Below are 22,466 nucleotides of genomic sequence, written 5' to 3'. Positions count from 1 at the left end.
TGTGGTTGAGAATTTAGCCGTCAAGAATCTGGTCAAAAACCCGAAATTATCTCAGGCAATATCTGACGTTAGTTGGGGAGAAATAACTCGACAATTAGCCTATAAATGCCGTTGGTATGGGAGAAATTACATCGAAATAGCTAGATGGTTTCCTAGTTCTAAGCGGTGTAGTAATTGCGGGTATATTGCTGAGAAAATGCCGTTAAATATTCGAGAATGGGACTGTCCAGACTGTGGGACTCACCATGACCGAGATATTCACGCTAGTAAAAACATTTTGGCCGCAGCACTTGCGGTGTCAGTCTGTAGAGCGACCATAAGACCAGAACAGAGTAAAACTGTTAAGGCAGGTGCGAAACCCCGCAAGGGAAAGAAGCAGAAACCCAAATCGTGAGGTTTGGGAATCACCGTCCGTTTACGGCGGTGAGGATCTCAATACAGCCTTTGATCGATGACTTAGTAGACAAAGCTGGATTTCGGATTGCACCAGAATTATTGGTTAAAATTCTGACGCAGTGAATTGGAAGGTGCGTTATGCTGCACTAAAGTACCTTCCAATTCGGCGATCGCTCTTTTTGCTATCTCAATTGTGATAAGGGAATGCTAACACTTTTCCCGTAACCTTTTTTAATCAGAACCACACCAAAAACATCTCCTTGTCCATAATTTGCTTGGTGAAAAGTAGGGAAGCCACCTACATAACTTTAACAAGGTCTCACTTTTGAATTCCTTGAGTAATATCGCCAACAGTTAAATCTCCATTGAATAATTGCTTCTCGGCGCAAATTAACGCTCCCCATCATCATGGCAACACACTGGGGGAACGAAAGCCAAAACGATGGACAGCGCGATGCCCAATCCGAATACCAAATATTTGTGCATCAGGAAAACGTATTAACAGTTGTTTAGCAGCTGTTAGGCTGTCGTCAGCCACTTCAAAAGCCCCTGTTTCGATGTCTATTGCTACAATTCTCCCATGATTCCCTTCCTCGACTTGAGAACGTACAGTTTTAACCGAATCTAAGCAGAAAATAAATAAGCTCTCCTGATGACTGATAGGTAAAAGGTGTGTTACTGCGGTGACACACCTTAAATCAAATATTGTTGGGTTTCGTTGCCTCAACCCAACCTACAAGATCGGCGATCGCACTACAAGATCGGTGATCGCACTCGATTATTTAACCAACGCTTCAATGATTTTTGACTTTCCCCTGATGGTTGGCCAAGAATCAAGTTTTTAGTGCTAATGTCTTCATCTAGTTGATTCCAATGGATTCCACTGCCACCAGCGAGCAAGCGATAATCATTGCGCTCCTCAATTGAGCCATGCAGGAGCCGAGGATACCATGCCAGGGGAACAGATATAGTGCGCCCATCAGACAAATCTACACTGAGTGTGTCATCTGTGATGGCCAATTGCTGAATTGCCAATGTTTCAAATACTTCATTCGTTAAAAAAGTCATTCCAGCCTGCTAGTAATTGTTCTTGGTTTTCTTGAACAAGTTTTTGAATGCGGTTAATTTCGGTGCGGTTAAATCCTTGGTTACTCTGAAGACGAACCGGCTGAAGCCAGAATTTAGCGATCTCTCGATCTCGTTCAACATGGATGTGAGGTGGCTCATGGCGATCGCCTGCGTAGCAAAAGAATCGATATGGGCCAACGGTCAACAGCGTGGGCATTCAAAAGTTTTGCTCTAAATATCTCAAACATAGCTGAATGCCTCGCTGACTGTCAATCTGTGAATATGCTCATGTAGGCCAAAGGCTATTTAAGGTTAAGAACAATACAAGATTAGCGTTGGCAGTTTAGTTCCGAAGGTGTTGGGTTTCGTTGCCTCAACCCAACCTACAAGATCGGCGATCGCACTACGGCTGCTACCCAGTGCCTTTGGCATCGCACTTAAACCCACAGCTTTAATAAATGTGCATGGTGCGTTCCCCAAAAATCGATCGGTGGAGCCGTAGGAGCCACATTAGGGAACGCACCCTACAAGATCGGCGATCGCACTTAAACCCACAGCTTCAATAAATGTGCATGGTGCGTTCCCCAAAAATCGATCGGTGGAGCCGTAGGAGCCACATTAGGGAACGCACCCTACAAGATCGGCGATCATACTTAGAGTGCATCTTACTACAATATCGGCGATCACACTACAAAATTTTAGTCTCAGGTTTGAGGATTTGCAGGGGAATTAGAGCTTCATATTTTTTTAACACACCTTACAACTCGATGGCGTTCAAAGATCTCTCAGTAATCGAACCAATCAAACATCAACCCCTCGGTCAAAAGCTTCTTTTTGAATCTCGGCAAACTCATCCATAAACTTTTTATTCAATGCGACTAGCTCATTTATATCTGCCTGATCATTCTGCAACCCCAAAAACTGCACATGACTCTCTTCTGCAAGATTTTCTAGTCGTACTTTTAAAGTTTTTAGGTCGATAGCACGTTGCCTAGCCCTTGCAGGGTCAATATATTGACCTGCGGTCGCAATTATTGAGCCGGCCACAGCACTGGCAATACCAATATATTTCCGAATAATCTCTGCATTGGGAGGAAGTGCAGTCACTACAATTCCTAGCAATGCTATTGAGCCACCGCCTATCCCATTTATCAATCTACCCCTCCGCTTATACCTTGATGATCTCCCCGCATCCCGATCACAAGTTTTAGCCAATTCCACTGCTTTTTGTAGACGGTCATTAATCGAGTTGATAGTAAATTCTTTCTGACCGCCGTTTAATTGCGGGGGTTGTTGTTCCATATCAGTTCAAAGTGCGTAGGATAATTAAGGAGACTTATCATAGAAGCCTTCTAGGAATCTAGCAAAGATTCTTGTATTTGGCTGCACTTGGTCACAAAATTTCACTATTATTTCGGGTGCGGTGATTTGTTATAGTCGATTGTTCACTAAATGGTATCAGCTGCGACGACAATTATCGCAATGACCACAGCGAAAATTATCGGCATTTTCCTGAAACCCAAAGGCATTTAACAGAAAGTGCCAACGACAGCGACGGGTATAGAGGTAGGGAAATATCTCATTTTTGGGTTTAAAAGTCATCTTGGCTGAATTATGGCGATAAATAAGCCGATAATGAAAAGGATCGAGCCATTCTAGGCGATCGAGACTGTGTAAAAGGGAGAGAATGAGCGCACCATCGGGAAATTCGGCACTAATCGCCTCTACTTTGCCCTCTAGGGGAATTTGGGCTAAAATTTGCCAAGCTTGTCGGTATTGACGCTCCTGTTGGGAGTTAAAGAATTTTTGCTGGTTTTTATCGCTATTATCTAACCATCCCGTCGGTTCACTAATTAAGGTGAGAGCCTGCATTTTGCCGCCATCGCGACCACCGCGGCCGATTTCCTGTAGGTATTCTGATAGTAAAGCTGGGGGTTGGTAGTGGACAACCCAACGCACATCGGGTTTATTGATACCCATGCCAAAAGCTGAGGTACAGACAACAAAAGTTAAATCCCCCCGCAGCCAATTTTGTTCTATTTCCCGACGCTGAAAGGGCGATAAACCGGCATGGTAGGCACTGGTGCGATAATGGAGAGATTGCAACCATGCCGCTAAATTTTCACTATGGCGACGGGAACGAGTATAGATCAGGCCGGATTGTCGAGATTGACCGGTGAGGAAGTTTAATAGTTGATGACGACGACAACCAGGGCTAATACATATTTTCGTGCTTAAGTCAAGGTTTTGACGGTAAGGATTTATTAAGAAAAGCTGTGGTTTTTCTAGTTGTAAGACGCGGGTGAGAGTCTCACGGGTGGCAGGGTTAGCGGTGGCGGTAAAAGCAGCGATCGCTATTTGGCTGCCGGCCGGTTTCGATTGCAGAAGAGCGGGACGGACAGCACCGAGACGACGGTAAGCAGGACGAAAATTATCGCCCCACTGGGTTAAACAATGGGCCTCGTCGAGGATGAGAGCGTTAATTTTAACGTGGGGAAGGGTTAATTTTGACCAGAGGGGCGGACTTAAGAGCGTTTCCGGGGAAAGATAGAGAAGTCGCAGGGTTTGACTTGCGATCGCATCTAAAGTTTTCTTTCTCTGTTGTCGGGGGATTTCGTGATGAATCAGGGCAACGGGTAATTTTTTGGCTAATAATTCCTCCACCTGATTTTCCATGAGGGCAACTAAGGGGGAAATCACTAGGGTTAAGCCGGTTTTTAATAAAGCGGGCAATTGAAAACAGATAGATTTACCGAATCCCGTGGGCATGACAATCAGGGCATCTTTTGCCGCTAAAATTGTCTCGATAATCTCCTGTTGGGGAAAGCGAAAGCTATCATAGCCCCAAATTTTTTGAAAAATAGTCTGGATGCTTTCGGTATCGTGGGAAGACATGGTTAGACTGCTGGGGAAGTGGGGAATTGGGGAAGTGGGGAATTGGGGAATTGGGGAATTGGGGAATTGGGGAATTGGGGAATTGGGGAAGTGGGGAATTGGGGAATTGGGGAAGTGGGGAAATTGAACTAAAACCCTAACACCCTAACACCCCAAAACCCCCCGCAACGCGCACGCAGTGACCACTTTGACTATCCCGGAAGGGGAACAATTTTTCCACTGACTGGAATTGTTTTTGCGCTTCTGTAATAATCTGTTACACTTATAGCGATCAATCTTTGTCTGGGGAATTACTGATGACTGAACCTGTTAGTGCCACCGACCCCGCAGTAGAAACCGCCACCGAAGCGCAACCCAGTTACGTCAAGCTGGCGATGCGGAATATGGTCAAGAAAAAAGGCATCTCTTTAAAACACTTTTTTTTGACTACGGCGGCCCTATTAGCCTTTTTTGTGGGTATTTCCTATCTGACGCGTCCCTAGGGTGAAATCTGGTGAGTGAGACTTTGCCCCTAGTGGTGGATTTATGCCTACAGGACAATTATTTTGATCCCGGAAATAGTCCTGTGGATGGGGAAACTTGGCACTATTGGTTGGAGACATGGTTAAGTTATCTATCGGATTATCTCCCCGTTGCCGCCGGTTATGAACTAAGTTTGCGCTTAACAGACGATCGAGAAATTCGGACCTATAATTCCCAATATCGCCACAAAGATCAACCGACGGATGTTCTCGCTTTTGCCGCTCTCGAAGTGGATTTCCCAGTGGATGAGGGCATTTTAGAGACTGAACCTTTATATTTGGGGGATATTATCATCTCTGTGGAGACAGCACAACAACAGGCTTTAACACAAAATCATTCTTTGGCACGAGAATTGGCCTGGTTAACTGCCCACGCTTGTTTACATCTTTTGGGTTGGGACCATCCCGATGAAACAAGTCTGTTAGAAATGCTATCTTTACAGGAAACTTTGTTAACAACCGTCAAAATTGCCGATACATAGTTAGTTGTTTTTGTCAAGCATTATTGAGGAATATGAAGACAAATTATCATCAAGCCAACCAATCTGCCAGCATACCTAATCCCTATCTCAACAATAATTTTATCCCTCGATCGGGACAGGTGAGTGAGGGCAACAATCCCAGTCAAAGAGAATACGCTTGGCAAGTCGCCTCGAATCTGTTAGTCAGTTTTCGCTACGCTTGGGCAGGAGTCTGTTATGCTTTTGTCAGTCAAAGAAATTTTCGCATTCACACCCTGATTACCCTAGTAGCGATTAGTTGGGGCTTATTTTTGCGGGTTAATGCCCTAGAAATGGCGATTGTCTCCCTTACCTGCGCTCTGGTGATGGTCTTAGAATTAATTAACACTGCCCTAGAATCAGTGGTAGATCTGACGGTGGGGCAATCCTACCATGATTTAGCCAAAATAGCGAAAGATTGTGCCGCTGGTGCCGTTTTAATCGCCTCGATCGCCGCTTTACTCGTAGCGGCTTTTATTTTTATTCCCCATTTATTAGGGTAAGCGGGAAGTGGGGAAGTGGGGAAGTGGGGAAGTGGGGAAGTGGGGGAATTTCAACTAAAACCCCAAAACCCTAACACCCCAACACCCTATCACCCCATCTCCTGACTCCTGACTCCTGACGGCTAAAAAGGCCGATTTGGCATAAGAGGACTCGACAACTTTTAGCCGATAAATTTAACTTTTCTTAACCTAAGCCTAAACTGGCGAGGGGAGAGGGTTTCGCTATATATAAAAAATTGTAATCGTCGATACAGCAAAAAATCTCTTTTGTCCCTCTATAGGTTAGACTATAGTTAGTGATAAGACTTCTTTTGTAGATCTTGCAGGAAATCTCCCATGAGTGCCATAACTTTCTCCACCGCTCCCACCGCTTACTCTATCAGGATGATCAAGGACGAAGTCCGTCAGATGGTAGAACAGGGGGTAGTAAGCAGACACCAACCGATCTACACTCTCTGTCAGTTCATTCCCCCCCGGGAGTGGGTTTGTGTTGAATGTGAACTAGAACGATGTGACTACCTTCTCAGAGATCAAATTGGTGACTTAATCGCCTCGGAATCTTGGGATAATGATTAAATTCTCCCATTTGCCAATGGGCAAAAATCGGACTGATCAGAAATTTAGCAGCCTTGTCCACTTTTTTAACTATTATAATTCAGCCCCGGTTAATTCTGGGGCTGAAACTATGGGGACAGGGGGGTGATAATTGTTAAGAAAAAAAAGTTTTGGCAAGATTTAGCAAAGTTAGTTCACAAGTTACCCATTGCCAAGGGACGCTATCTCTAACATCCCCAAATTTTTCCTAAGTTAAAATCAGTAGTTGGCGCTGTTGTAAAGAACGCACACCAGTTAATCCTAAGGCAACTTGAGCGTCGATTTCTGCCACAGTTAAACGACCATCACAAGCTTGTAGAAAAGCAAATTCTCTCTCCGAGAGATTAACCGGCCGATAATCGTAATCTAGAACACTTGCACTAGGCCAACCGTAAAGACAGGGATGAACTTCGGCCACTGCATTCTCTAGGACTTGATCCCGGGACCAATCGGCAGTCAAAATCGGTGGTTTAGCGAGGAAAAATTCATAGTGGGTGATTTCGGGGTCTAATAATTCCGTCAAGCGATAACGTTCCCTTTCTCCTAAATTTTGCGTCCTAGCCATCAATTCGGGGGATTTACCCAATAAACGGTCTAATTGCCAGTAGGAAGGGTTAGAAAAGCCAATAAAGGCTAATCCTGACGCATCAATCAGTTGAAAGAGGGTATCGATATTGTAGTCCACTTCCCGGGGGTGAACGTACATATCAGCGAAGGATTCATCGCGATAATTTTCCATTGACCAACGCTCTTTTTCCCGTTTCAAAATGCGATTATCTTCCGGTAGAGAGGCAAAAATCTCTCGTCCGACAGCGACCCCATCTTTATAATCCCCGCGTCGGTCTCCCTGCAAAATTGCGATCGCAGATTGCATTAACTGGATTTCCCAGCGTCCCAATTGTGCATAGACGAAAATGTGCAGCAGACCCCCGGGGGCCAGTTTTTGCGCGAGCGATTGAATACCTTTAATCGGGTCTGGGAGATGGTGCAGCACCCCGACGCAGTTAATTAAATCAAATTCTCCGGGGAGATTAGTGGCAGATTCTAGAGGTAAATGGTGAAAAGCCAGAGAAGCTCGGTGTTTTGCGGCGACTCCCGAACGATTACAGCGTTCTTTGGCAATTTCTAAGGCTTTTTCACTGATATCTATAGCGACTATATTAGCAAAGGGGTTGAGCGCGAGCAGATATTCGGTTCCTGCACCAGTACCACAACCCGCATCGAGAATCCGGATATCCTCTCGTTCGGGTTTATGATGACAACAAAAGTTATAGGCAGCAATCCAATTCCAGCGCCAATTGTAACCCGGAGGAGGTTCGTCTAGGAGCGGTTCGGGGGGGAAAGGATAGGTATTGTAGAGACGTTGTACAGCAGTGCGAATAGTAGCGTCGTCGGACATGAAAATTGGCGGAGTTTAGGATAACACTCGATCGATTGTCTCACAGACAGCAGCGATCGGGAAAGTCAGTCGGGGTTTTAACCCAAATTTTCGATAAATAGGGTTTGCTGAAAAAGTTTTTCGGTGGGGGTAGGGTGTGGGGTGTGGGGTGTGGGGTGTAGGTAAAGAAACCTCTTTCATCTCTGGTGATGAAAATTTTTTCATCGGGATTGCCTCTTAACCATGTCTCAGTTTTATAAAAAATTATCTGGGAGTCATTCTCTAACAATTATCTCAAATATAAGCAAATCTTGCCGATACAAAAATCCATGAAAATTAAGTCTATAAAGCTTATTAATTATCGAGGTGCAGTCAGTTTAAACATTGACTTTCATCGGCAACTAAACGTATTTATAGGAGTTAATGGTTCTGGAAAATCTACCATTTTAGATAGTTTGGCGATTATGCTTTCATGGTTAGTTAATCGCCTAAAAAATACTAATGCCAGTGGACGAAAGATTAGCGAAACCGAGATTAATAATGGTCAGTGGACGGCTATAATTGAAATCACTGGGGTGACGGAAGATAGTCAAGAGATTACTTGGAAAATAGTAAAAACTAGGACTGGATATATCCCCGCTGGGGAAGGGAGTAATTTTAGGCAATTAAATGATTATACTAAAAAAATACAACGACAAATTACTGAACATCAAGGACAAATTAACTTACCTTTATTTGTTGATTATTCTGTTAATCGAGCGGTGCTGGATATACCAATGAGAACAAAACATAAATTTGATTCTCTAAGTGCCTACGAAAATGATTTAACCAGTGGATCATATTTTCGCACTTTTTTTGAATGGTTTTGCGAACGTGAAGATTTAGAAAATGAAAATAGAAGATATCAGTATGATCTAATTAAACCAGAAGGTTTTTGTTTTCCCGATCCCCAATTGGAAGCAGTTCGGGAAACGATCGAACGTTTTCTACCCGATTTTACTAATCTTAGCGTCCGTCGTAATCCTTTAAGAATGGAAGTAACAAAAAAGGATAAAATAGTTACTGTTAATCAACTTTCTGATGGAGAAAAATGTCTGATTGCTATGCTGGGAGATTTAGCTCGAAGAATGGCGATTGCTAATCCTCAAAATTCTGATCCCTTAAGGGGTAATGGTGTTATTATCATTGACGAAATTGATTTACATTTACATCCTCAATGGCAAAGATTTGTAGTACCTAAATTACTAGAAGTTTTTCCTAACTGTCAATTTTTTATTTCCACCCATTCTCCTAATATTATCACTCATGTTCAGCCAGAAAGTTTACACTTCATGGAACAAACAGAAATGGGAATAAAATTTCATCCCGTGCAGGAGTCCTACGGCAAAAATGTTGATCGAATTTTGGAAGATTTGATGGGATTAGAGACAACTCGTCCCAAGGAAATCGCTGAAGCTTTGAAAGATATCTATGAACAAATATCTCACAATCAATTAGAGGCAGCTAAAAATAAAATCAATGATCTCAGAGCTAAAATTCAAGATGATCCAGAATTAATTAAAGCTGAAGTTATCATTCGACGCAAGGAAATTATCGGAAAATGAAGTATATTAGGAAAAGACAAGAACCACCGGAGTTTAAGAATTGGAAAGAGCAAGCTAACTCAGATTGGCAGCCCGACTTTAAAAGTTTAGCGGGAAAACCAAAAGAAATACTAATTAAAGCTTTGATGACAGAACAGGGGGAAATATGTTGTTATTGTGAAAGTCGATTGGTTGATGGTGAATGCCATATAGAACATTTTAAACCTCAAAGTGATCCCACTGTTGATCCTTTAGATTATGCCAATTTGCTATGTTCCTGTCAGGCAAATCTTAGGACTGGTGAACCTCGGCACTGTGGTAATCTAAAAAATAGCTGGTTTGATGAAAATCTCTTAATCTCTCCACTTAATCCCGATTGTGAGTCTCACTTTGCTTTTAATTATGATGGTACAATTAAACCCGCACAAGAAAATGATCAAAAAGCAATTAATACTATCGAAAAGTTGGGATTAAACCTCAACAAAATCAAAGCACTTCGTCAGAAAGCCATCGAGCCTTTTTTGGATGAGGAGATAAATAATGCTGAATTAAAAGTTTTTGTCAATCGATATTTGTGCTTAGATGATCAACAAAGATACGGTGTTTTATTGAATAATCTTTCCTTTACAAAAATACAAGAATTATTATAAAAGTTTAAATAAACAAGAAAAAACATCAAGTCTTATGAAGATTATTCAAGAATTATTGCAAAAGTCAACAATTGATAAGATTCTGGCCAGATAATTGGGGTGGAGGGGTGGATCAACCTTATCCGAAGTTGAACTGGGATTGTTGTCGAGAGTCGGAGAGAAAAGCAATGAATATCAAGGATACATTACACAATGCTGTCCAGTACCTAACAGAGGCTTTTGCCCGCATTTTTAGCCCCAACAATGATGAATATCCAGATGTGGGGATGCAGCCTTTTGATGCGGAACCCTACCATGCTCCCAAGGGTAATTCTTAACTAAAAATGACAGACAATTGCTTTGAGATAAAAGTTATGGGTAGGGATAATAACCCTACCTGATTTTGTAGAAAAATAATTAATCCTCTGCTTGCCAATCGGGACAACTATCACCATCCCAACCGTAGGGATGGAAACCGCAGACGAGAAGATTGCCTCCGTAGATATAACCGTGATAATTACGGCAACCGATACAAGCAGGATGGGTGTTAGGATCGGGGTTAACCTTGGGAGTGAGGATAAAATCCGAGGGTTCATCTAATTCCGAAAATAGGGATTCATCGGAGTTAAAAAATTCTTCTAATTCCTGGGGTAAAACCTCTTGAATGAACTGTTCCAGATCGATGATAATTTCCTCATTAATTTCTTCGATAGTTTGGGTCACTTCTTGGAAAAAAGTTTCAATTCCCACCGCCACAGTTTCGATCACTTCCCAAAAATCCTTCTGCCAATCGTCCATGTTTATACTTGCATCCCTTGTCTGGTAATAATTAATTATTTGTCCCTAAAATTAGGTTTAATCCTGTTGTAGTTTCCGCAATTCCTCCTGAAGACGTTCCACCTTTTGCTGCAATTCATCTACTTTTGGATCGGCTGCTTTGGTGTCCTCCTCATCTTCAATAATTTCTATCCGTCGGGGTTCATGGGGAATATTAGATTCGTTACCCTCTACCGTTTGCTGTTGTGCCTGTTTCACCAACTCATCGACGTATTTGCGCGCTTCTTCCGCGTTTATTTCGCCGCGAGAAATCATTTCATCGGCTAATTTTTGGGCTTGATTTCTTAATTCTTGTAAATTTACTTCAGCTTTTTCGGCGGCATAAGTAGCAATGCCTACGCCCAAATAAACTGCTTTTTTGACTAAATCACCTAAGTTGGCCATAGCAAAAATCCTGAATCGATCGCTCTTATTTCCTAGAATAAACGATCCTTCTCGCAAATGGAGATGGGTTTTGGGTGTTGGGGTTTGGGTGTTGGGGTTTGGGTGTTGGGGTATTAGTTGAAATTTCCCCATTTCCCTATCTCCCCATTTCCCTATCTTCCTATCTCCCCATTTCCCTAATCCTCTGATGAGGTAAAGTTTTGTAAATAGACGCGGTGGTGGCGACAGCAAAAGTGATGGCTATAAAGATTAAATTTTAGTCAAATTGCTGGTTTTTCGCCCTCAAAACGACGATAGAGCCTCATCAGGTCATTTTTGACCTAAATATTGTGATTAAGCTCAAAATAACTAAATATTGCGGATAGCTGCCGGCTGCTGGCTGCCGGCTGAATTGATTTGTGTTCATCCTCAGCAAAGATTTAAACTAAAGAATCGAGACAAGATTCCCGATTTAATCACAAAAAACTATGTTTCCTATTCATCGCCCCCGTCGTCTGCGTCAAACCCCTCAAATGCGCCGTCTGGTGAGTGAAACCGTCTTGACAGCCAATGACTTTATCTATCCCCTTTTCGCCACGACGGGGGAAGGTATTGCCCAGGAAGTGAAATCGATGCCGGGGGTGTACCAATTATCAATCGATAAAATTGTTGACGAAGCCAAGGAAGTGCGGGATTTAGGAATCCCAGCGATTATTTTATTCGGGCTGCCAGAAAGTAAAGACACAGAGGCGACGGGAGCATGGCACGATCATGGTATTGTGCAAAAAGCGGCCACAGCGATTAAAGAGGCAGTTCCCGATCTACTCATTGTCGCTGATACTTGTTTGTGTGAATATACTAACCATGGTCATTGTGGTTATCTGCAAACGGGAGATTTAACCGGCAGGGTGTTAAACGATCCTACTCTGGGATTATTGCAAAAAACCGCCGTTTCCCAGGTAAAAGCGGGAGTGGATATCATTGCACCGTCGGGAATGATGGATGGTTTCGTGCAGGCAATTCGTCAGGGATTGGATGAGGCGGGTTATAGTGATACACCGATTCTTTCCTATACGGCTAAATATGCCTCTGCCTATTATGGGCCGTTTCGGGATGCCGCCGATTCTACCCCCCAATTCGGCGATCGCAGAACCTACCAAATGGATCCGGGTAATGCCAGGGAAGCCTTAAAAGAGGTGGAATTAGATGTATTAGAGGGAGCAGATATGTTAATGGTTAAACCTGCTCTATCTTACCTGGATATTATCTGGAGAATCAAGGAAATGACTAATTTACCCGTGGCTGCCTACAATGTGTCGGGGGAATATTCAATGATTAAAGCGGCGGCGTTAAATGGCTGGATTGACGAAAAACGAGTGACTTTAGAGACTTTAACCAGCTTTAAACGGGCGGGTGCCGATATTATCTTAACCTACCACGCTAAGGATGCCGTGCGCTGGTTAGCAGAGGGTTAAATCGGAAAAGTGACAATTTTTGGCTAACCGATCAGGATAAGGGGGTGGTGAGGTTGCTACTATTAATTCTAGGGATTACCTGAAAAAAATACTGGCTCTTCTCGACTTTGTGTGATAATTTTTGCTTATGTAATCCTGAAGTGCTTATTTGGCAAGACTTTTAGGACTATTTTGCGGATATTCTATCAGTATAGACCTCGTTTCCACACAGAAACCAGAAGAGCCAAAATACTTTCCAACGATTGAGTTCAGGAGCGGTAGATGACTTTTATTTTTTAGATGTTCAAGTTCCGACGGTTCCACAGTTTTAGTCCTTCAAACCAGAAAATACTGACAACTCCAGAAACTAAGCTGACCAGCAAATCATCAGTATGTAGAAGTGAAAAGCTGAACAGGTGTCGTAGCAAGGGAACATAGAGAACTAATCCCAAAAACAGGAGTCCACCGCCGATCACCCACCACAAAGCCTGATTAGGAGCTTGGAGCATTTCTGGAATCGTTCGGGACCAGGAACGATTGGTTAATATCATAGCGAGGTTGGAGATAATCAATGTCGTAAATGCTAAGGCACGAGCATCTAATTCACTATTGCCGTTGCTATAGGCGATCGCAAATACAATAACCAGTACCACTAAAACGCTGATCCCCTGAAGCAAGGCCAATCGCAACGTCCGACGACTGAACAAGGGTTCTTTGGGATTACGGGGGGGGCGGCGCATAATATCGCTTTCTGCCGGTTCAGCTTCAAACACAACCGTGCAGGCCGGATCGATAATTAAGTGCAGAAAGGCAATGTGGATCGGGAGTAGCACCAAGGGCCAGCCAAACATGACTGGAATCAAGGACATACCTGCGATCGGAACGTGAACGGCTAAGGTATAGGCCATCCCCTTTTTCAGGTTGTCAAAGATACGTCTTCCCAGTTTGACCGATTCGACGATGGACGAAAAATCATCTTTCAACAAGACCAGATCGGCAGACTCTCGCGCTACATCGGTACCCCGTTCACCCATGGCAATGCCGATATGGGCAGACTTGAGTGCTGGGGCATCGTTGACACCATCGCCGGTCATGGCCACAATTTCACCGGAGCGTTTCAGTGCATTGACAATCAATAGTTTTTGTTCGGGGACGACACGGGCAAAGATGTTGGTGCTTTGAATGCGATCGCGCAGTTCCGACTCACCCATTTGCTCCAGTTCCCTGCCGGTGATCACCTTGTCTAAAGGCCTGAGTCCAATCTGACGGGCAATGTTCTGGGCTGTTACTGGATAATCACCCGTAATCATCACAACGCGAATTCCCGCACCATAGCATTCGGCGATCGCAGGTGCGACGGTAGGACGCACGGGGTCTTCCAGTCCGATGAGTCCGACAAATTCAAACTCAAAGTCGTGTTGTTGAACAGGTAAGCGATCGTCAGATTCCAAGTAGGCTAGAGGCCCAGATGACTCAAGAGCGTGAGTTTTGGGTAATGTTCCTATTTTGCGTCCTTGAGCGACTCCCAGAACTCGCAAACCTTCTGTGGCCATTGCCTGGATCTGTTCGGCAAGCTCCTGTTGCTGAATCGGGCTGAAATGGCAGAGATCAGCGATCGCTTCTGGGGCCCCTTTTGCCGCAACGGTAAGCTCCCCCGTCAGGGATTCCCAGACACAGGACATGGCCAAGAGATCGGTGGACAGGGGATATTCGCGCAGTAGTTGCCAATCGCTATGCAGGTGTTCAGTCTTGGCCAGGTAATTCCAACCAATTTGCTGCAACGCTTTCTCCATCGGGTCAAAGGGATCTTTGCGACTCGCTAGAATGCCAAACTCGATCAGGGGATGAAGGACTTCGGGCAAGGGTTCGCGCTCGTGGAGCGTCACATCGTACAGATAAGCATTGGAGCCTCTGTAAACCAACAACTGTTTGACGGCCATTTGGTTCAATGTCAGGGTTCCAGTCTTATCGACACAAAGAACGGTGGCAGAACCCAGGGTTTCAACCACTGGAATGCGACGAGTTAGTACCTGTTTTTGCGAGAATCGCCACGCTCCCAGAGCCAGAAAGATGGCCAGCACCACCGGAATTTCATTGGGCAAAATTGCCATTGCCAGCGCTAATCCTGCCAAAAAGCCATGCAACCAATCGTCCCGGGTTAGTCCATAAATCACGACCACCGCCGCGCAAATGGCAAGCGCAATCATCGTCAATTTACCGACAATGCGACGGGTTTCTTTCTGTAAGACAGTGTCTTCCGGTTCAACCGTTTGCAGAGCTTTGCCAATTTTTCCCATTTCAGTGCCTATACCCGTTGCTTGCACCTGGGCAATGCCCTGCCCTTGTACCGCAAGAGTACCGGAATAGACAGTGGGTAAGTCGTCTCCACCCGGTCTCAAGGTGGCTGAAAGGTGCTTCGGGTCTTCTTCCAGCTGGATGGTACGTTTCCTGACCGGAACAGACTCTCCGGTTAACAGCGATTCATCAATCGTCAAGTGAGTCGACCACAGCAAAATCGCATCCGCAGGAACGCGATCGCCCTCCTCCACCACGATCAAATCCCCCTGTACCACTTCTCGCCCCGCAATCCGCTGCCGCTCCCCATCTCGAATCACCAAGGCCCGAGGACTGGATAAGTCCCGCAGTGCTTCTAGAGAACGTTCCGTTTTTTGCTCCTGGTAAAGATTGATGCCAATAATAAAAAAGACAAACCCCAACAAAATCAGAGCTTCTTGAGCATCACCCAAAAAGAGGTAGATGACACCACAGGCAATCAGGAGCAAGAAAATCGGCTCTTGGATAATGTCTAGGGCGATCCTTAAAAAAGTACGATGCTGGGTCGAGGGCAGTTCGTTGTAGCCATGCTGTTTCAAGCGATCGCCAGCTTCTTGACTAGACAACCCGTTAAACTGCCTATTTTGCATAGGTGCAACCATAACACTTACCTAGGTTTTTCACACAGGCTATTCTCGCATATAGAGAGTGACCCCGTGTGCAACTATATTTTTAGTCTTGATTGACAAAGCTTTCAGAAATCAGCAGAGATAAAGTATCCTCTGTAACCCTGATTCCGTCGTTTTTAGTTGCACATCGCGTGAGAGTGGGTAATTGGCTCCGGCTTACTTCTGTCTGAGATTAGATCAAATCTTTGAGAAGGTTGTCAGGAAAGCAACCGCGATCGCACTTGCCCAAAGAATAATTAATGTCCAAACCTGATTTTTTTGGGTTCCTTCCACTGATTTTAGGCGATTATCGATTCCCTCAACCTTTTCGGTTAACTTTGCCTGTCCTACCTCTAGCTTATTTAACCGTTCGTCGATTTTGTCAAATTTTTAGTTAACATCTTTTTGGAAAGTGTCAAATTTTTGGTCAACATCTTTTTGGAGACTTTCAAATTTTTGGTCAACGTCTTTTTGGAAATTGTCAATTTTCCCCTCAATCCTAGTCAAAACAGCTTCTAGGGAATAGGTAGGGTCTGCTGAAAAAGTTTTTCGGTGGGGGTAGGAGTCAGGAGTCTCCGAGTCAGTAGCCGGTCGTTTCAGGCTTTGTTGCCCTTGTTTTTTGTACCAAGCGATGTACTATAAGAAGGATAATGCAAGGTTTTTGAAAGTCCCAATCCTATTTTCGCAGCATGCACATCGGACTTTAACAGGTCAAAAGCTTTATTTTAAAAGGGTTTTACCATTATTCAGCAAGCCCTAGGTAACGGTTTCGTTAGACATGGTGATCAACTTCCATTAGATATATTTTCTCAGTCCGCTATCGGGGACTATCTTAAAACTAAACCAGTTCGCCGCTTTCTTGTAAAGAGTGGAGACGTTGATAGATTCCCTGCTGATTTAATAATTGGTCATGACTACCGATCTCGACAATGCGACCATTATCCAAGACGACAATTTGATCAGCTTCTCGAACAGTACTAAGACGGTGGGCGATAATAATCGTGGTGCGAGTGCCTAGTATTGATTTCATGGCTAGTTGAATGGCTCTTTCTGACTCATAATCTAAGCTAGAAGTGGCCTCATCAAAAACTAACACATCTGGATCAACAATTAACGCCCTAGCAATTCCTAAACGCTGTCTTTGTCCCCCCGAAAGACGCACGCCCCTTTCCCCTACAATAGTGGAATAACCATTAGATAATTCATGAATAAATTCATCAACACGGGCAATTTTACAGGCTTCTTCTACCTTCTCAAAGCTAATATTAGGATTACCGTAGGTGAGATTTTCTAACACCGTACCATTAAACACATCTACTTCTTGATGGACAATCGCTAACCGTCGCCGATACCAAGTCACATCTAAGCGACTAATATCCTCGCCATCCATCAGAATTTGCCCTTGATTCGGTTCAAAATAGCGGAAAAGTAACTTAACTAAAGTGGATTTTCCTGAACCAGATTTTCCCACTAATGCTAAGGTTTGATAGGGTTCAATCAGAATATTAATATCCTTGACAATCATTCTTTCTGGACTATAGCCAAAGCTAAGATTACTTAATTCTAGTTTACCCATAAAACGATAGGGATTGTGTTGGGCATGATCGGCTAAAAGACTACCAGCATCAGTGCCACTGGGCAAGTTCATAAATTGGTTTAGACGTGCCATAGAAGCATAGCGACGGGCGAAAGTTTCTGCCATTTGGGATAGGGGATCTAATTCCGCATAGGCCATACTAGCGAGGGTATAGGTGGTGATAAAATGCCCGATCGAGATTTTCTCTTGAACGGTAGCTAGGAGAGTAAAGAAAAATACTCCAAATAAACTAGCTTGGACGAGAGTTTTTTCCCAAGTAATTAAGTCCACATAACCCTTATGAATGCGATGGATAACGTAGGTAAATTCTCTCTCTAAACGCTGTTTCTGACGATATAATTCCTGTCCTTCTGTGGCAAAAGCTTTGACGGTTTTGATATTAGTAATAATCTCAGAATTGCGACTTTGGGTATTTTCGATGTGCTGATCCAGAATCCTTTCTTTTTGCATTAAATCTTTTAAATCTCTCACAACAAAAGCTACAATTAATACAAAAGAAATAAGAAAAGCAAGGGCGATCTGCCATTGAATTACCCAAATAACAATAAAAATACCGAAAACTCTAAACAATTTTGGGATCATCATTCCCGCCACTTCGGGATAAGTCCAAGTATGATTTTCTATCCCTTTGGCAATCCGGTTAGCGATGCGTCCAGGATTATTTTCATCGTAAAAAGAGAGGGGTAAGGTGAGAATTTTGGCAATAATTTTTCTGAGATGATCTCGTCTCGCTCTTAAGGATATTTCCCAGTGAAACCAGACACCCACCCAAGGCTGAATTGGTGCTTTAATTACCGTGGTTAGGAAAATTAAGCCTAATAATACTGCCAAACTAACCCACTTTTCTGAGGCAAAGGGAGTTAAAATCATGGTGCGATCAACCAAAGATTGCACGAATCCATCTAAAGGCTGATCAGAAAGAACATTAAGAATCTGTCCGACAGCATAGGGAACCATCAGATCGATAATTTCAAAGACACTCGCTGCACCAATACTCAAAAAGGCGGCTTTTTGATAATTGCGGTAGTAACTGAGAATATCCCGTAAGGAAGCCATAACATCAAGTAAATTGCCAATTTTTAACTTCTATCTGGTAACTGCTAACTGAAGATACTGACGGCACTTTTATGATTGTTTTTCTGGAGTTACCATTATACTACAATACTACAAAAATCGGCCGATCTAGAAATTTCTAGGACAAAAGCCTTGTCATAGTCTTGTATTCTCAATCACAGTCCGTACTACATTTTCACCCAGCCATTAGTCAGCAGACGATGCCAGATCAGCTTATATTTCATCCTTGGCAGAAGCACCACAGATCAATTTATCGGAAATTTTGGCGAATATTATCACAAAAATTAATAAATTTCTGAAAGGTTTTTAAGTGTTCAGTTTTATCGATACGCTTTTTTAATTCATTAAGATAGTATTGTTCTTGAGCTTCCCCAGGGAATTTTTTAGAATAAGACAAACGTTTAGCTTCAAAAATAGACTTTAGATAAGCAAAATGAAAATCGGCATGATTTCTGCAATTAAATCTACCCATTAGTTCGGGATCATTTTCGTAAACATCATAGTGTTGAACATAATCAGCTAAAATTCCCTGTAAAGGTTGTTTAGAATTAAATATTGTGCGATTGCCTAGTAGCCATGTTTCAAGACAGCGATTTTGAATGCTGATCACGATTTCGATTGTTGCAGGAACAGTAATATGTTTGGTGATAAAGTCATTAACATATTGTTCTCTTTCTTCGACAGTATCCTCATCAGCATCGAGACAGATGACTAGATAGTTATATTTGGATACTTCTTGAATTTTATCGATAGCGTTAGGAATTCCCTCATTAAGTATGGAGGGGTAGCCATTACCACTAATCAGAAAGTAATTATTGTGATTGACTTGATCGTAAAAATCAACTCGCTTAAATTCGGGAATAAGATGAGTTAACCAGGCAGTATAAAGCTTTTTTTCGGTACTTCTTCCTTCAACTAAAAAGTAAATATTCATCGATTAACTAATTCCTTGGGGAAATTCTTCTAAGACATTGATAAGATCAATAAAGGCTTTTTGTCGAGTTTTAGAAATATGAAAATCAGCCGCATTGTGTACCTGAATTACTCCTCCTTTACGAGTGACTATTTTCCAATAGGCAGCACTGATATTATTAATTATATAAGGATGATGACTGGTAATAATAAACTGTAAATCTCGATAATTAACTAATAAATCTTCTGTTAAAGTGTCCAAACAGTTAACCCCCAAACTATTTTCAAATTCATCGATTAATATAACGCGGCCAGCAGCAGATAATTCGATCGTTGCTAAGAACATCAGGCTTTTTATCATTCCAGAGGAGATATTTGGTTCTAAAATCCAGACATGAGAGTTTTTTTCTTTTATTTGTATGTAAGGTGGGTTTTTAAGTAAACCACTTCGAGTTAATGAAAAAGGTTTTAAAGATTCTATTTTTAAATCTTCAAATTGAGGGAAAATTTTAAAAAACTTTATCTTTATTATCTCGAACGTATCGGGATATTTTTGATAAGTGATCAGTAGTTTGTCGGAAATATCAAGTTGACTCGATTGTAATTCAGAGAGAGAGTTATATTCGTTATATTCGTAGTTTCTAAGGATTTTATCAAATGTTGAATATGAGATAGCAAACCTAAGTGGATTGAAAATAATTTTGTTAAATTCCTGTCGAACAGGGAAAACATCTTCTTCTTGATTGAAAAGCTCTATACAGCTTAAATAAGATGGTAGTTTTGGTGTCTTTGAATGTTTAAACTCAATTACCTCTTGGTTTCTTTCGATCAAAACCTCTTGATCTTTTAAAAGAGTTTCCCTAATTATACTAACCTTATTTTCGCCGTCATTACTATTGACTTCATCTGCATCATTTTTGATAAGAGAACGGGCTTTTTTAACCTCAAATTCACCCAACCAATGATAACGAACATGATCATTGGTTAAAAATTCTACATCCCATTTTACACCATTTACCGATGCACCGTTAGCGATTCTTTTTAAATTACTAATTGCCTTTAAAATAGAGGTTTTTCCTGCACCTGAGATACCAACTAATAAATTCAAATCTGGAAAAAAGTCGCAATAATCTATACTTAATCCAGAGGCTAAATCTTGATAGGATAATCTCAAAAGCTTCATAATAATTAGCCACTGCCAAAACTAAAAAGGGTGAGTTAATTCTCACCCCTAGACTTTACTGAGGATCGAGTTTTAGGACTGCCATAAATGCCTCTTGCGGGACATCAACAGTTCCGATCGCTTTCATCCGTTTCTTCCCTTTTGCTTGCTTGTCTAACAGCTTTTTCTTGCGGCTAATATCGCCACCATAACACTTAGCTAAGACATCCTTTCTTAAAGCAGGAATATGTTCACTAGCGATAATTTTAGAACCAATAGCGGCCTGAATGGGAACCTTAAATTGATGCCGGGGAATCAATTCTTTTAACTTCTCAGTTAAAGCGCGACCAACATAATAAGCTTTATCCCGGTGAACGATCATCGCTAAAGCATCAACGGGATCACCATTGACCATAATATCTAATTTAACTAGCTCATTTTCCCGATAGCCAATTAATTGATATTCCATACTAGCGTAACCGCGCGATCGAGATTTTAATTGATCAAAAAAGTCTGTCACCACTTCTGCTAAAGGTAACTCATAAATCAAAGCGGTGCGAGTTTTAGTAAAATAACGCATATCCTTGAAAACTCCCCGACGACTTTGACATAATTCCATCAAAGCACCTACATAGGTTTCCGGAGTAATCATTTCCACTTGGATATAAGGTTCCTCAATTTTTTCCCGTTTTTGTGGGGAAGGTAACAAACTAGGATTATCCACTTCGACAATTTCCCCATCGGTGGTAGTGACCTGATAAACTACCGAGGGAGCAGTGGTAATTAAATCTAAGTTATATTCCCTTTCTAGTCTTTCCTGCACGATTTCCATGTGTAGCAGTCCCAAGAAACCGCAACGGAAACCAAAACCCATGGCGCTAGAAGTTTCTGGTTCGTAGGATAGAGCTGCATCGTTTAATTTTAACTTTTCCAGCGCATCTTTGAGATCGGCGTACTGATCGGCATCGGTGGGGAATAATCCGCAGAAAACCATCGGTTTTGCTTCCGTATAACCGGGTAAAGGCTCTTTTGCCGGTTTAGCGGTTAGAGTAATCGTATCACCCACCCGGGCATCAGCGACAGTTTTAATTGCGGCTGCCAGATAACCCACTTCTCCCGCGTGAAGTTCATCTACTTGTACCTGTTGCGGTGATAAAATTCCCAATTCATCAATAATAAATTCTTTACCAGAAGCCATAAAACGAATTTTATCGCCCTTTTTCACCCGACCATCCATGACGCGGAAATAGACAATTACCCCTCGATAAGCGTCGTAATAACTATCAAAAATTAAAGCTCGGAAGGGTTCTGCGAGGGTATCTTGGGGAGGGGGAACTAATTGGACGATCGACTCTAGAATATCATTAATACCGATCCCGGCCTTAGCCGAGGCACGAATCGCCTCACTACAGTCTAAACCCACCACTTCCTCGATTTCCGCCGCCACTCGTTCCGGTTCGGCACTGGGTAGGTCGATTTTATTTAAAACTGGGATAATTTCGAGGTTATTTTCCAGTGCTAGGTAAACATTGGCTAAAGTTTGCGCTTCCACGCCTTGGGACGCATCTACAACTAATAAAGCTCCCTCGCACGCCGCTAGAGACCGAGAAACCTCGTAGGAAAAATCCACATGGCCCGGGGTGTCAATCAGATTGAGAACGTATTTTTGACCATCCTTAGCGGTATAATCCATGCGTGCCGCTTGTAACTTGATGGTGATACCCCGTTCCCGTTCCAAGTCCATATTATCAAGAAATTGTTCTTTCATCTCCCGTTGGGCTACGGTTCCCGTAATTTGCAGGAGGCGATCAGCGAGAGTTGATTTACCATGATCGATATGAGCGATGATGGAAAAATTGCGAATGCGAGAAACGGGAACATCAGTCATCGTGGTTCACTGCTGGCAAAAGTCAGGGGTTTTTGACACTCTCCGCCCTAAAAGTGCGGAGATTCTTGGGCTGAATCCTGCCTCTACTAGCAAAGCTAATTTTGGTCTTACAGCTTCATGTCTAGTCCGACTACACCTACAAGGCAAGCACTCTTAGGGACTACTCCCCA

The 22,466-nt window shown here is 42.7% G+C and carries 22 protein-coding genes and 2 pseudogenes; 9 read left to right on the top strand and 15 right to left on the bottom strand.

Features of this window, described 5'->3' with window-relative positions; all coding sequences use genetic code 11:
* Positions 1–394 (top strand): RNA-guided endonuclease TnpB family protein (locus IM479_RS09875; protein WP_287699390.1); only part of this gene is annotated, 394 nt, incomplete at its 5' end.
* A 408-nt stretch (positions 395–802) separates the two neighbouring features.
* Here IM479_RS09875 and IM479_RS09870 read toward each other — a convergent pair.
* The 5 genes and pseudogenes from IM479_RS09870 to IM479_RS09850 form a co-directional block, all read right to left on the bottom strand.
* Positions 803–1,006 (bottom strand): annotated as a pseudogene (locus IM479_RS09870) (hypothetical protein); the annotation flags it as partial.
* A 143-nt stretch (positions 1,007–1,149) separates the two neighbouring features.
* Entirely contained in the window at positions 1,150–1,464 is a 315-nt protein-coding gene (locus IM479_RS09865; protein WP_002752929.1) for a DUF2442 domain-containing protein, read from the bottom strand.
* A complete protein-coding gene (locus IM479_RS09860) occupies positions 1,445–1,669 on the bottom strand; it encodes a DUF4160 domain-containing protein (RefSeq protein WP_256094027.1) in 225 nt (74 codons plus the stop codon). The genes IM479_RS09865 and IM479_RS09860 overlap by 20 nt, the downstream gene beginning before the upstream one ends.
* Before the next feature lie 596 nt (positions 1,670–2,265).
* Positions 2,266–2,766 carry a hypothetical protein gene (locus IM479_RS09855; protein WP_287685126.1) on the bottom strand — a complete coding sequence of 167 codons (501 nt, stop codon included), beginning with the start codon at positions 2,764–2,766 and terminating at the stop codon, positions 2,266–2,268.
* 156 nt (positions 2,767–2,922) lie between these two features.
* Entirely contained in the window at positions 2,923–4,359 is a 1,437-nt protein-coding gene (locus tag IM479_RS09850) for a RecQ family ATP-dependent DNA helicase (protein ID WP_287685127.1), read from the bottom strand.
* A gap of 296 nt (positions 4,360–4,655) precedes the next feature.
* Here IM479_RS09850 and IM479_RS09845 point away from each other — a divergent pair, with 296 nt between their 5' ends.
* The 4 genes from IM479_RS09845 (at position 4,656) to IM479_RS09830 (ending at position 6,459) form a co-directional block, all read left to right on the top strand.
* The gene (locus IM479_RS09845; protein ID WP_043999662.1) at positions 4,656–4,841 is read left to right on the top strand and encodes a DUF3285 domain-containing protein; all 186 of its coding nucleotides are present in this window, start codon (positions 4,656–4,658) and stop codon (positions 4,839–4,841) included.
* A gap of 11 nt (positions 4,842–4,852) precedes the next feature.
* Positions 4,853–5,362, top strand: coding sequence for an rRNA maturation RNase YbeY (gene ybeY, locus IM479_RS09840; RefSeq protein ID WP_286826214.1), 510 nt, complete (start codon positions 4,853–4,855; stop codon positions 5,360–5,362).
* Between the two features lie 32 nt (positions 5,363–5,394).
* A complete protein-coding gene (locus IM479_RS09835) occupies positions 5,395–5,883 on the top strand; it encodes a diacylglycerol kinase family protein (protein WP_287685128.1) in 489 nt (162 codons plus the stop codon).
* Positions 5,884–6,219: 336 nt separating this feature from the next.
* The gene (locus IM479_RS09830) at positions 6,220–6,459 is read left to right on the top strand and encodes a DUF4327 family protein (protein WP_002738935.1); all 240 of its coding nucleotides are present in this window, start codon (positions 6,220–6,222) and stop codon (positions 6,457–6,459) included.
* A gap of 226 nt (positions 6,460–6,685) precedes the next feature.
* Here the strand turns inward: IM479_RS09830 and IM479_RS09825 are convergent, their stop codons facing one another.
* Both IM479_RS09825 and IM479_RS09820 read right to left on the bottom strand, forming a co-directional pair.
* Positions 6,686–7,876 carry a class I SAM-dependent methyltransferase gene (locus IM479_RS09825; protein WP_287685129.1) on the bottom strand — a complete coding sequence of 397 codons (1,191 nt, stop codon included), beginning with the start codon at positions 7,874–7,876 and terminating at the stop codon, positions 6,686–6,688.
* 40 nt (positions 7,877–7,916) lie between these two features.
* Entirely contained in the window at positions 7,917–8,144 is a 228-nt protein-coding gene (locus IM479_RS09820; protein ID WP_287685130.1) for a hypothetical protein, read from the bottom strand.
* A 40-nt stretch (positions 8,145–8,184) separates the two neighbouring features.
* On the opposite strand from IM479_RS09820, the gene IM479_RS09815 reads away from it, so the two are divergent.
* From IM479_RS09815 to IM479_RS09805, 3 genes are all read left to right on the top strand, one after another.
* Entirely contained in the window at positions 8,185–9,459 is a 1,275-nt protein-coding gene (locus tag IM479_RS09815; RefSeq protein ID WP_287685131.1) for an AAA family ATPase, read from the top strand.
* Positions 9,456–10,088 carry a retron system putative HNH endonuclease gene (locus IM479_RS09810; RefSeq protein ID WP_287685132.1) on the top strand — a complete coding sequence of 211 codons (633 nt, stop codon included), beginning with the start codon at positions 9,456–9,458 and terminating at the stop codon, positions 10,086–10,088. Before IM479_RS09815 ends, IM479_RS09810 begins: the two co-directional genes overlap by 4 nt.
* A gap of 167 nt (positions 10,089–10,255) precedes the next feature.
* Positions 10,256–10,405 carry an isochorismate synthase gene (locus IM479_RS09805; protein ID WP_287685133.1) on the top strand — a complete coding sequence of 50 codons (150 nt, stop codon included), beginning with the start codon at positions 10,256–10,258 and terminating at the stop codon, positions 10,403–10,405.
* A 79-nt stretch (positions 10,406–10,484) separates the two neighbouring features.
* On the opposite strand, the gene IM479_RS09800 is transcribed toward IM479_RS09805, so the two are convergent.
* Together IM479_RS09800 and IM479_RS09795 are read right to left on the bottom strand one after the other, a co-directional pair.
* Positions 10,485–10,865 (bottom strand): hypothetical protein, encoded by a 381-nt coding sequence (locus tag IM479_RS09800; RefSeq protein ID WP_287685134.1) that lies wholly within the window; start codon positions 10,863–10,865, stop codon positions 10,485–10,487.
* Positions 10,866–10,922: 57 nt separating this feature from the next.
* Positions 10,923–11,288, bottom strand: coding sequence for a phasin family protein (locus IM479_RS09795; RefSeq protein WP_287685135.1), 366 nt, complete (start codon positions 11,286–11,288; stop codon positions 10,923–10,925).
* 467 nt (positions 11,289–11,755) lie between these two features.
* Between IM479_RS09795 and hemB the strand changes: the two genes are divergently transcribed.
* Positions 11,756–12,742, top strand: coding sequence for a porphobilinogen synthase (hemB, locus tag IM479_RS09790; RefSeq protein WP_286826222.1), 987 nt, complete (start codon positions 11,756–11,758; stop codon positions 12,740–12,742).
* A gap of 275 nt (positions 12,743–13,017) precedes the next feature.
* Here the strand turns inward: hemB and IM479_RS09785 are convergent, their stop codons facing one another.
* From IM479_RS09785 to lepA, 6 genes and pseudogenes are all read right to left on the bottom strand, one after another.
* Positions 13,018–15,657, bottom strand: coding sequence for a cation-translocating P-type ATPase (locus IM479_RS09785; protein ID WP_287685136.1), 2,640 nt, complete (start codon positions 15,655–15,657; stop codon positions 13,018–13,020).
* A 204-nt stretch (positions 15,658–15,861) separates the two neighbouring features.
* Positions 15,862–16,170 (bottom strand): annotated as a pseudogene (locus IM479_RS09780) (DUF4164 domain-containing protein).
* A gap of 331 nt (positions 16,171–16,501) precedes the next feature.
* A complete protein-coding gene (locus IM479_RS09775; RefSeq protein WP_287685137.1) occupies positions 16,502–18,316 on the bottom strand; it encodes an ABC transporter ATP-binding protein in 1,815 nt (604 codons plus the stop codon).
* 268 nt (positions 18,317–18,584) lie between these two features.
* A complete protein-coding gene (locus IM479_RS09770; protein WP_287685138.1) occupies positions 18,585–19,268 on the bottom strand; it encodes a hypothetical protein in 684 nt (227 codons plus the stop codon).
* Between the two features lie 3 nt (positions 19,269–19,271).
* Positions 19,272–20,429 (bottom strand): AAA family ATPase, encoded by a 1,158-nt coding sequence (locus tag IM479_RS09765; RefSeq protein ID WP_287685139.1) that lies wholly within the window; start codon positions 20,427–20,429, stop codon positions 19,272–19,274.
* 55 nt (positions 20,430–20,484) lie between these two features.
* Entirely contained in the window at positions 20,485–22,296 is a 1,812-nt protein-coding gene (lepA, locus tag IM479_RS09760) for a translation elongation factor 4 (RefSeq protein WP_286826227.1), read from the bottom strand.
* Positions 22,297–22,466 lie beyond the last annotated feature (170 nt).

The organism is Microcystis sp. M165S2 (assembly GCF_020245885.1).
Taxonomy (GTDB): Bacteria; Cyanobacteriota; Cyanobacteriia; order Cyanobacteriales; family Microcystaceae; genus Microcystis.
The sequence above is the reverse complement of the archived record's forward strand: the minus strand, read 5'-3'. Positions and strand labels throughout refer to the sequence as shown.

Coding starts and splice junctions, on each gene's coding strand:
- IM479_RS09805 (WP_287685133.1), top strand. CDS start 10,256: ATGAATATCAAGGATACATTACACAATGCTGTCCAGTACCTAACAGAG.
- IM479_RS09765 (WP_287685139.1), bottom strand. CDS start 20,429: ATGAAGCTTTTGAGATTATCCTATCAAGATTTAGCCTCTGGATTAAGT.
- IM479_RS09795 (WP_287685135.1), bottom strand. CDS start 11,288: ATGGCCAACTTAGGTGATTTAGTCAAAAAAGCAGTTTATTTGGGCGTA.
- IM479_RS09770 (WP_287685138.1), bottom strand. CDS start 19,268: ATGAATATTTACTTTTTAGTTGAAGGAAGAAGTACCGAAAAAAAGCTT.
- IM479_RS09775 (WP_287685137.1), bottom strand. CDS start 18,316: ATGGCTTCCTTACGGGATATTCTCAGTTACTACCGCAATTATCAAAAA.
- IM479_RS09865 (WP_002752929.1), bottom strand. CDS start 1,464: ATGACTTTTTTAACGAATGAAGTATTTGAAACATTGGCAATTCAGCAA.
- IM479_RS09815 (WP_287685131.1), top strand. CDS start 8,185: ATGAAAATTAAGTCTATAAAGCTTATTAATTATCGAGGTGCAGTCAGT.
- hemB (WP_286826222.1), top strand. CDS start 11,756: ATGTTTCCTATTCATCGCCCCCGTCGTCTGCGTCAAACCCCTCAAATG.
- IM479_RS09830 (WP_002738935.1), top strand. CDS start 6,220: ATGAGTGCCATAACTTTCTCCACCGCTCCCACCGCTTACTCTATCAGG.
- IM479_RS09835 (WP_287685128.1), top strand. CDS start 5,395: ATGAAGACAAATTATCATCAAGCCAACCAATCTGCCAGCATACCTAAT.
- IM479_RS09800 (WP_287685134.1), bottom strand. CDS start 10,865: ATGGACGATTGGCAGAAGGATTTTTGGGAAGTGATCGAAACTGTGGCG.
- IM479_RS09825 (WP_287685129.1), bottom strand. CDS start 7,876: ATGTCCGACGACGCTACTATTCGCACTGCTGTACAACGTCTCTACAAT.
- IM479_RS09810 (WP_287685132.1), top strand. CDS start 9,456: ATGAAGTATATTAGGAAAAGACAAGAACCACCGGAGTTTAAGAATTGG.
- lepA (WP_286826227.1), bottom strand. CDS start 22,296: ATGACTGATGTTCCCGTTTCTCGCATTCGCAATTTTTCCATCATCGCT.
- IM479_RS09845 (WP_043999662.1), top strand. CDS start 4,656: ATGACTGAACCTGTTAGTGCCACCGACCCCGCAGTAGAAACCGCCACC.
- IM479_RS09850 (WP_287685127.1), bottom strand. CDS start 4,359: ATGTCTTCCCACGATACCGAAAGCATCCAGACTATTTTTCAAAAAATT.
- IM479_RS09785 (WP_287685136.1), bottom strand. CDS start 15,657: ATGGTTGCACCTATGCAAAATAGGCAGTTTAACGGGTTGTCTAGTCAA.
- IM479_RS09855 (WP_287685126.1), bottom strand. CDS start 2,766: ATGGAACAACAACCCCCGCAATTAAACGGCGGTCAGAAAGAATTTACT.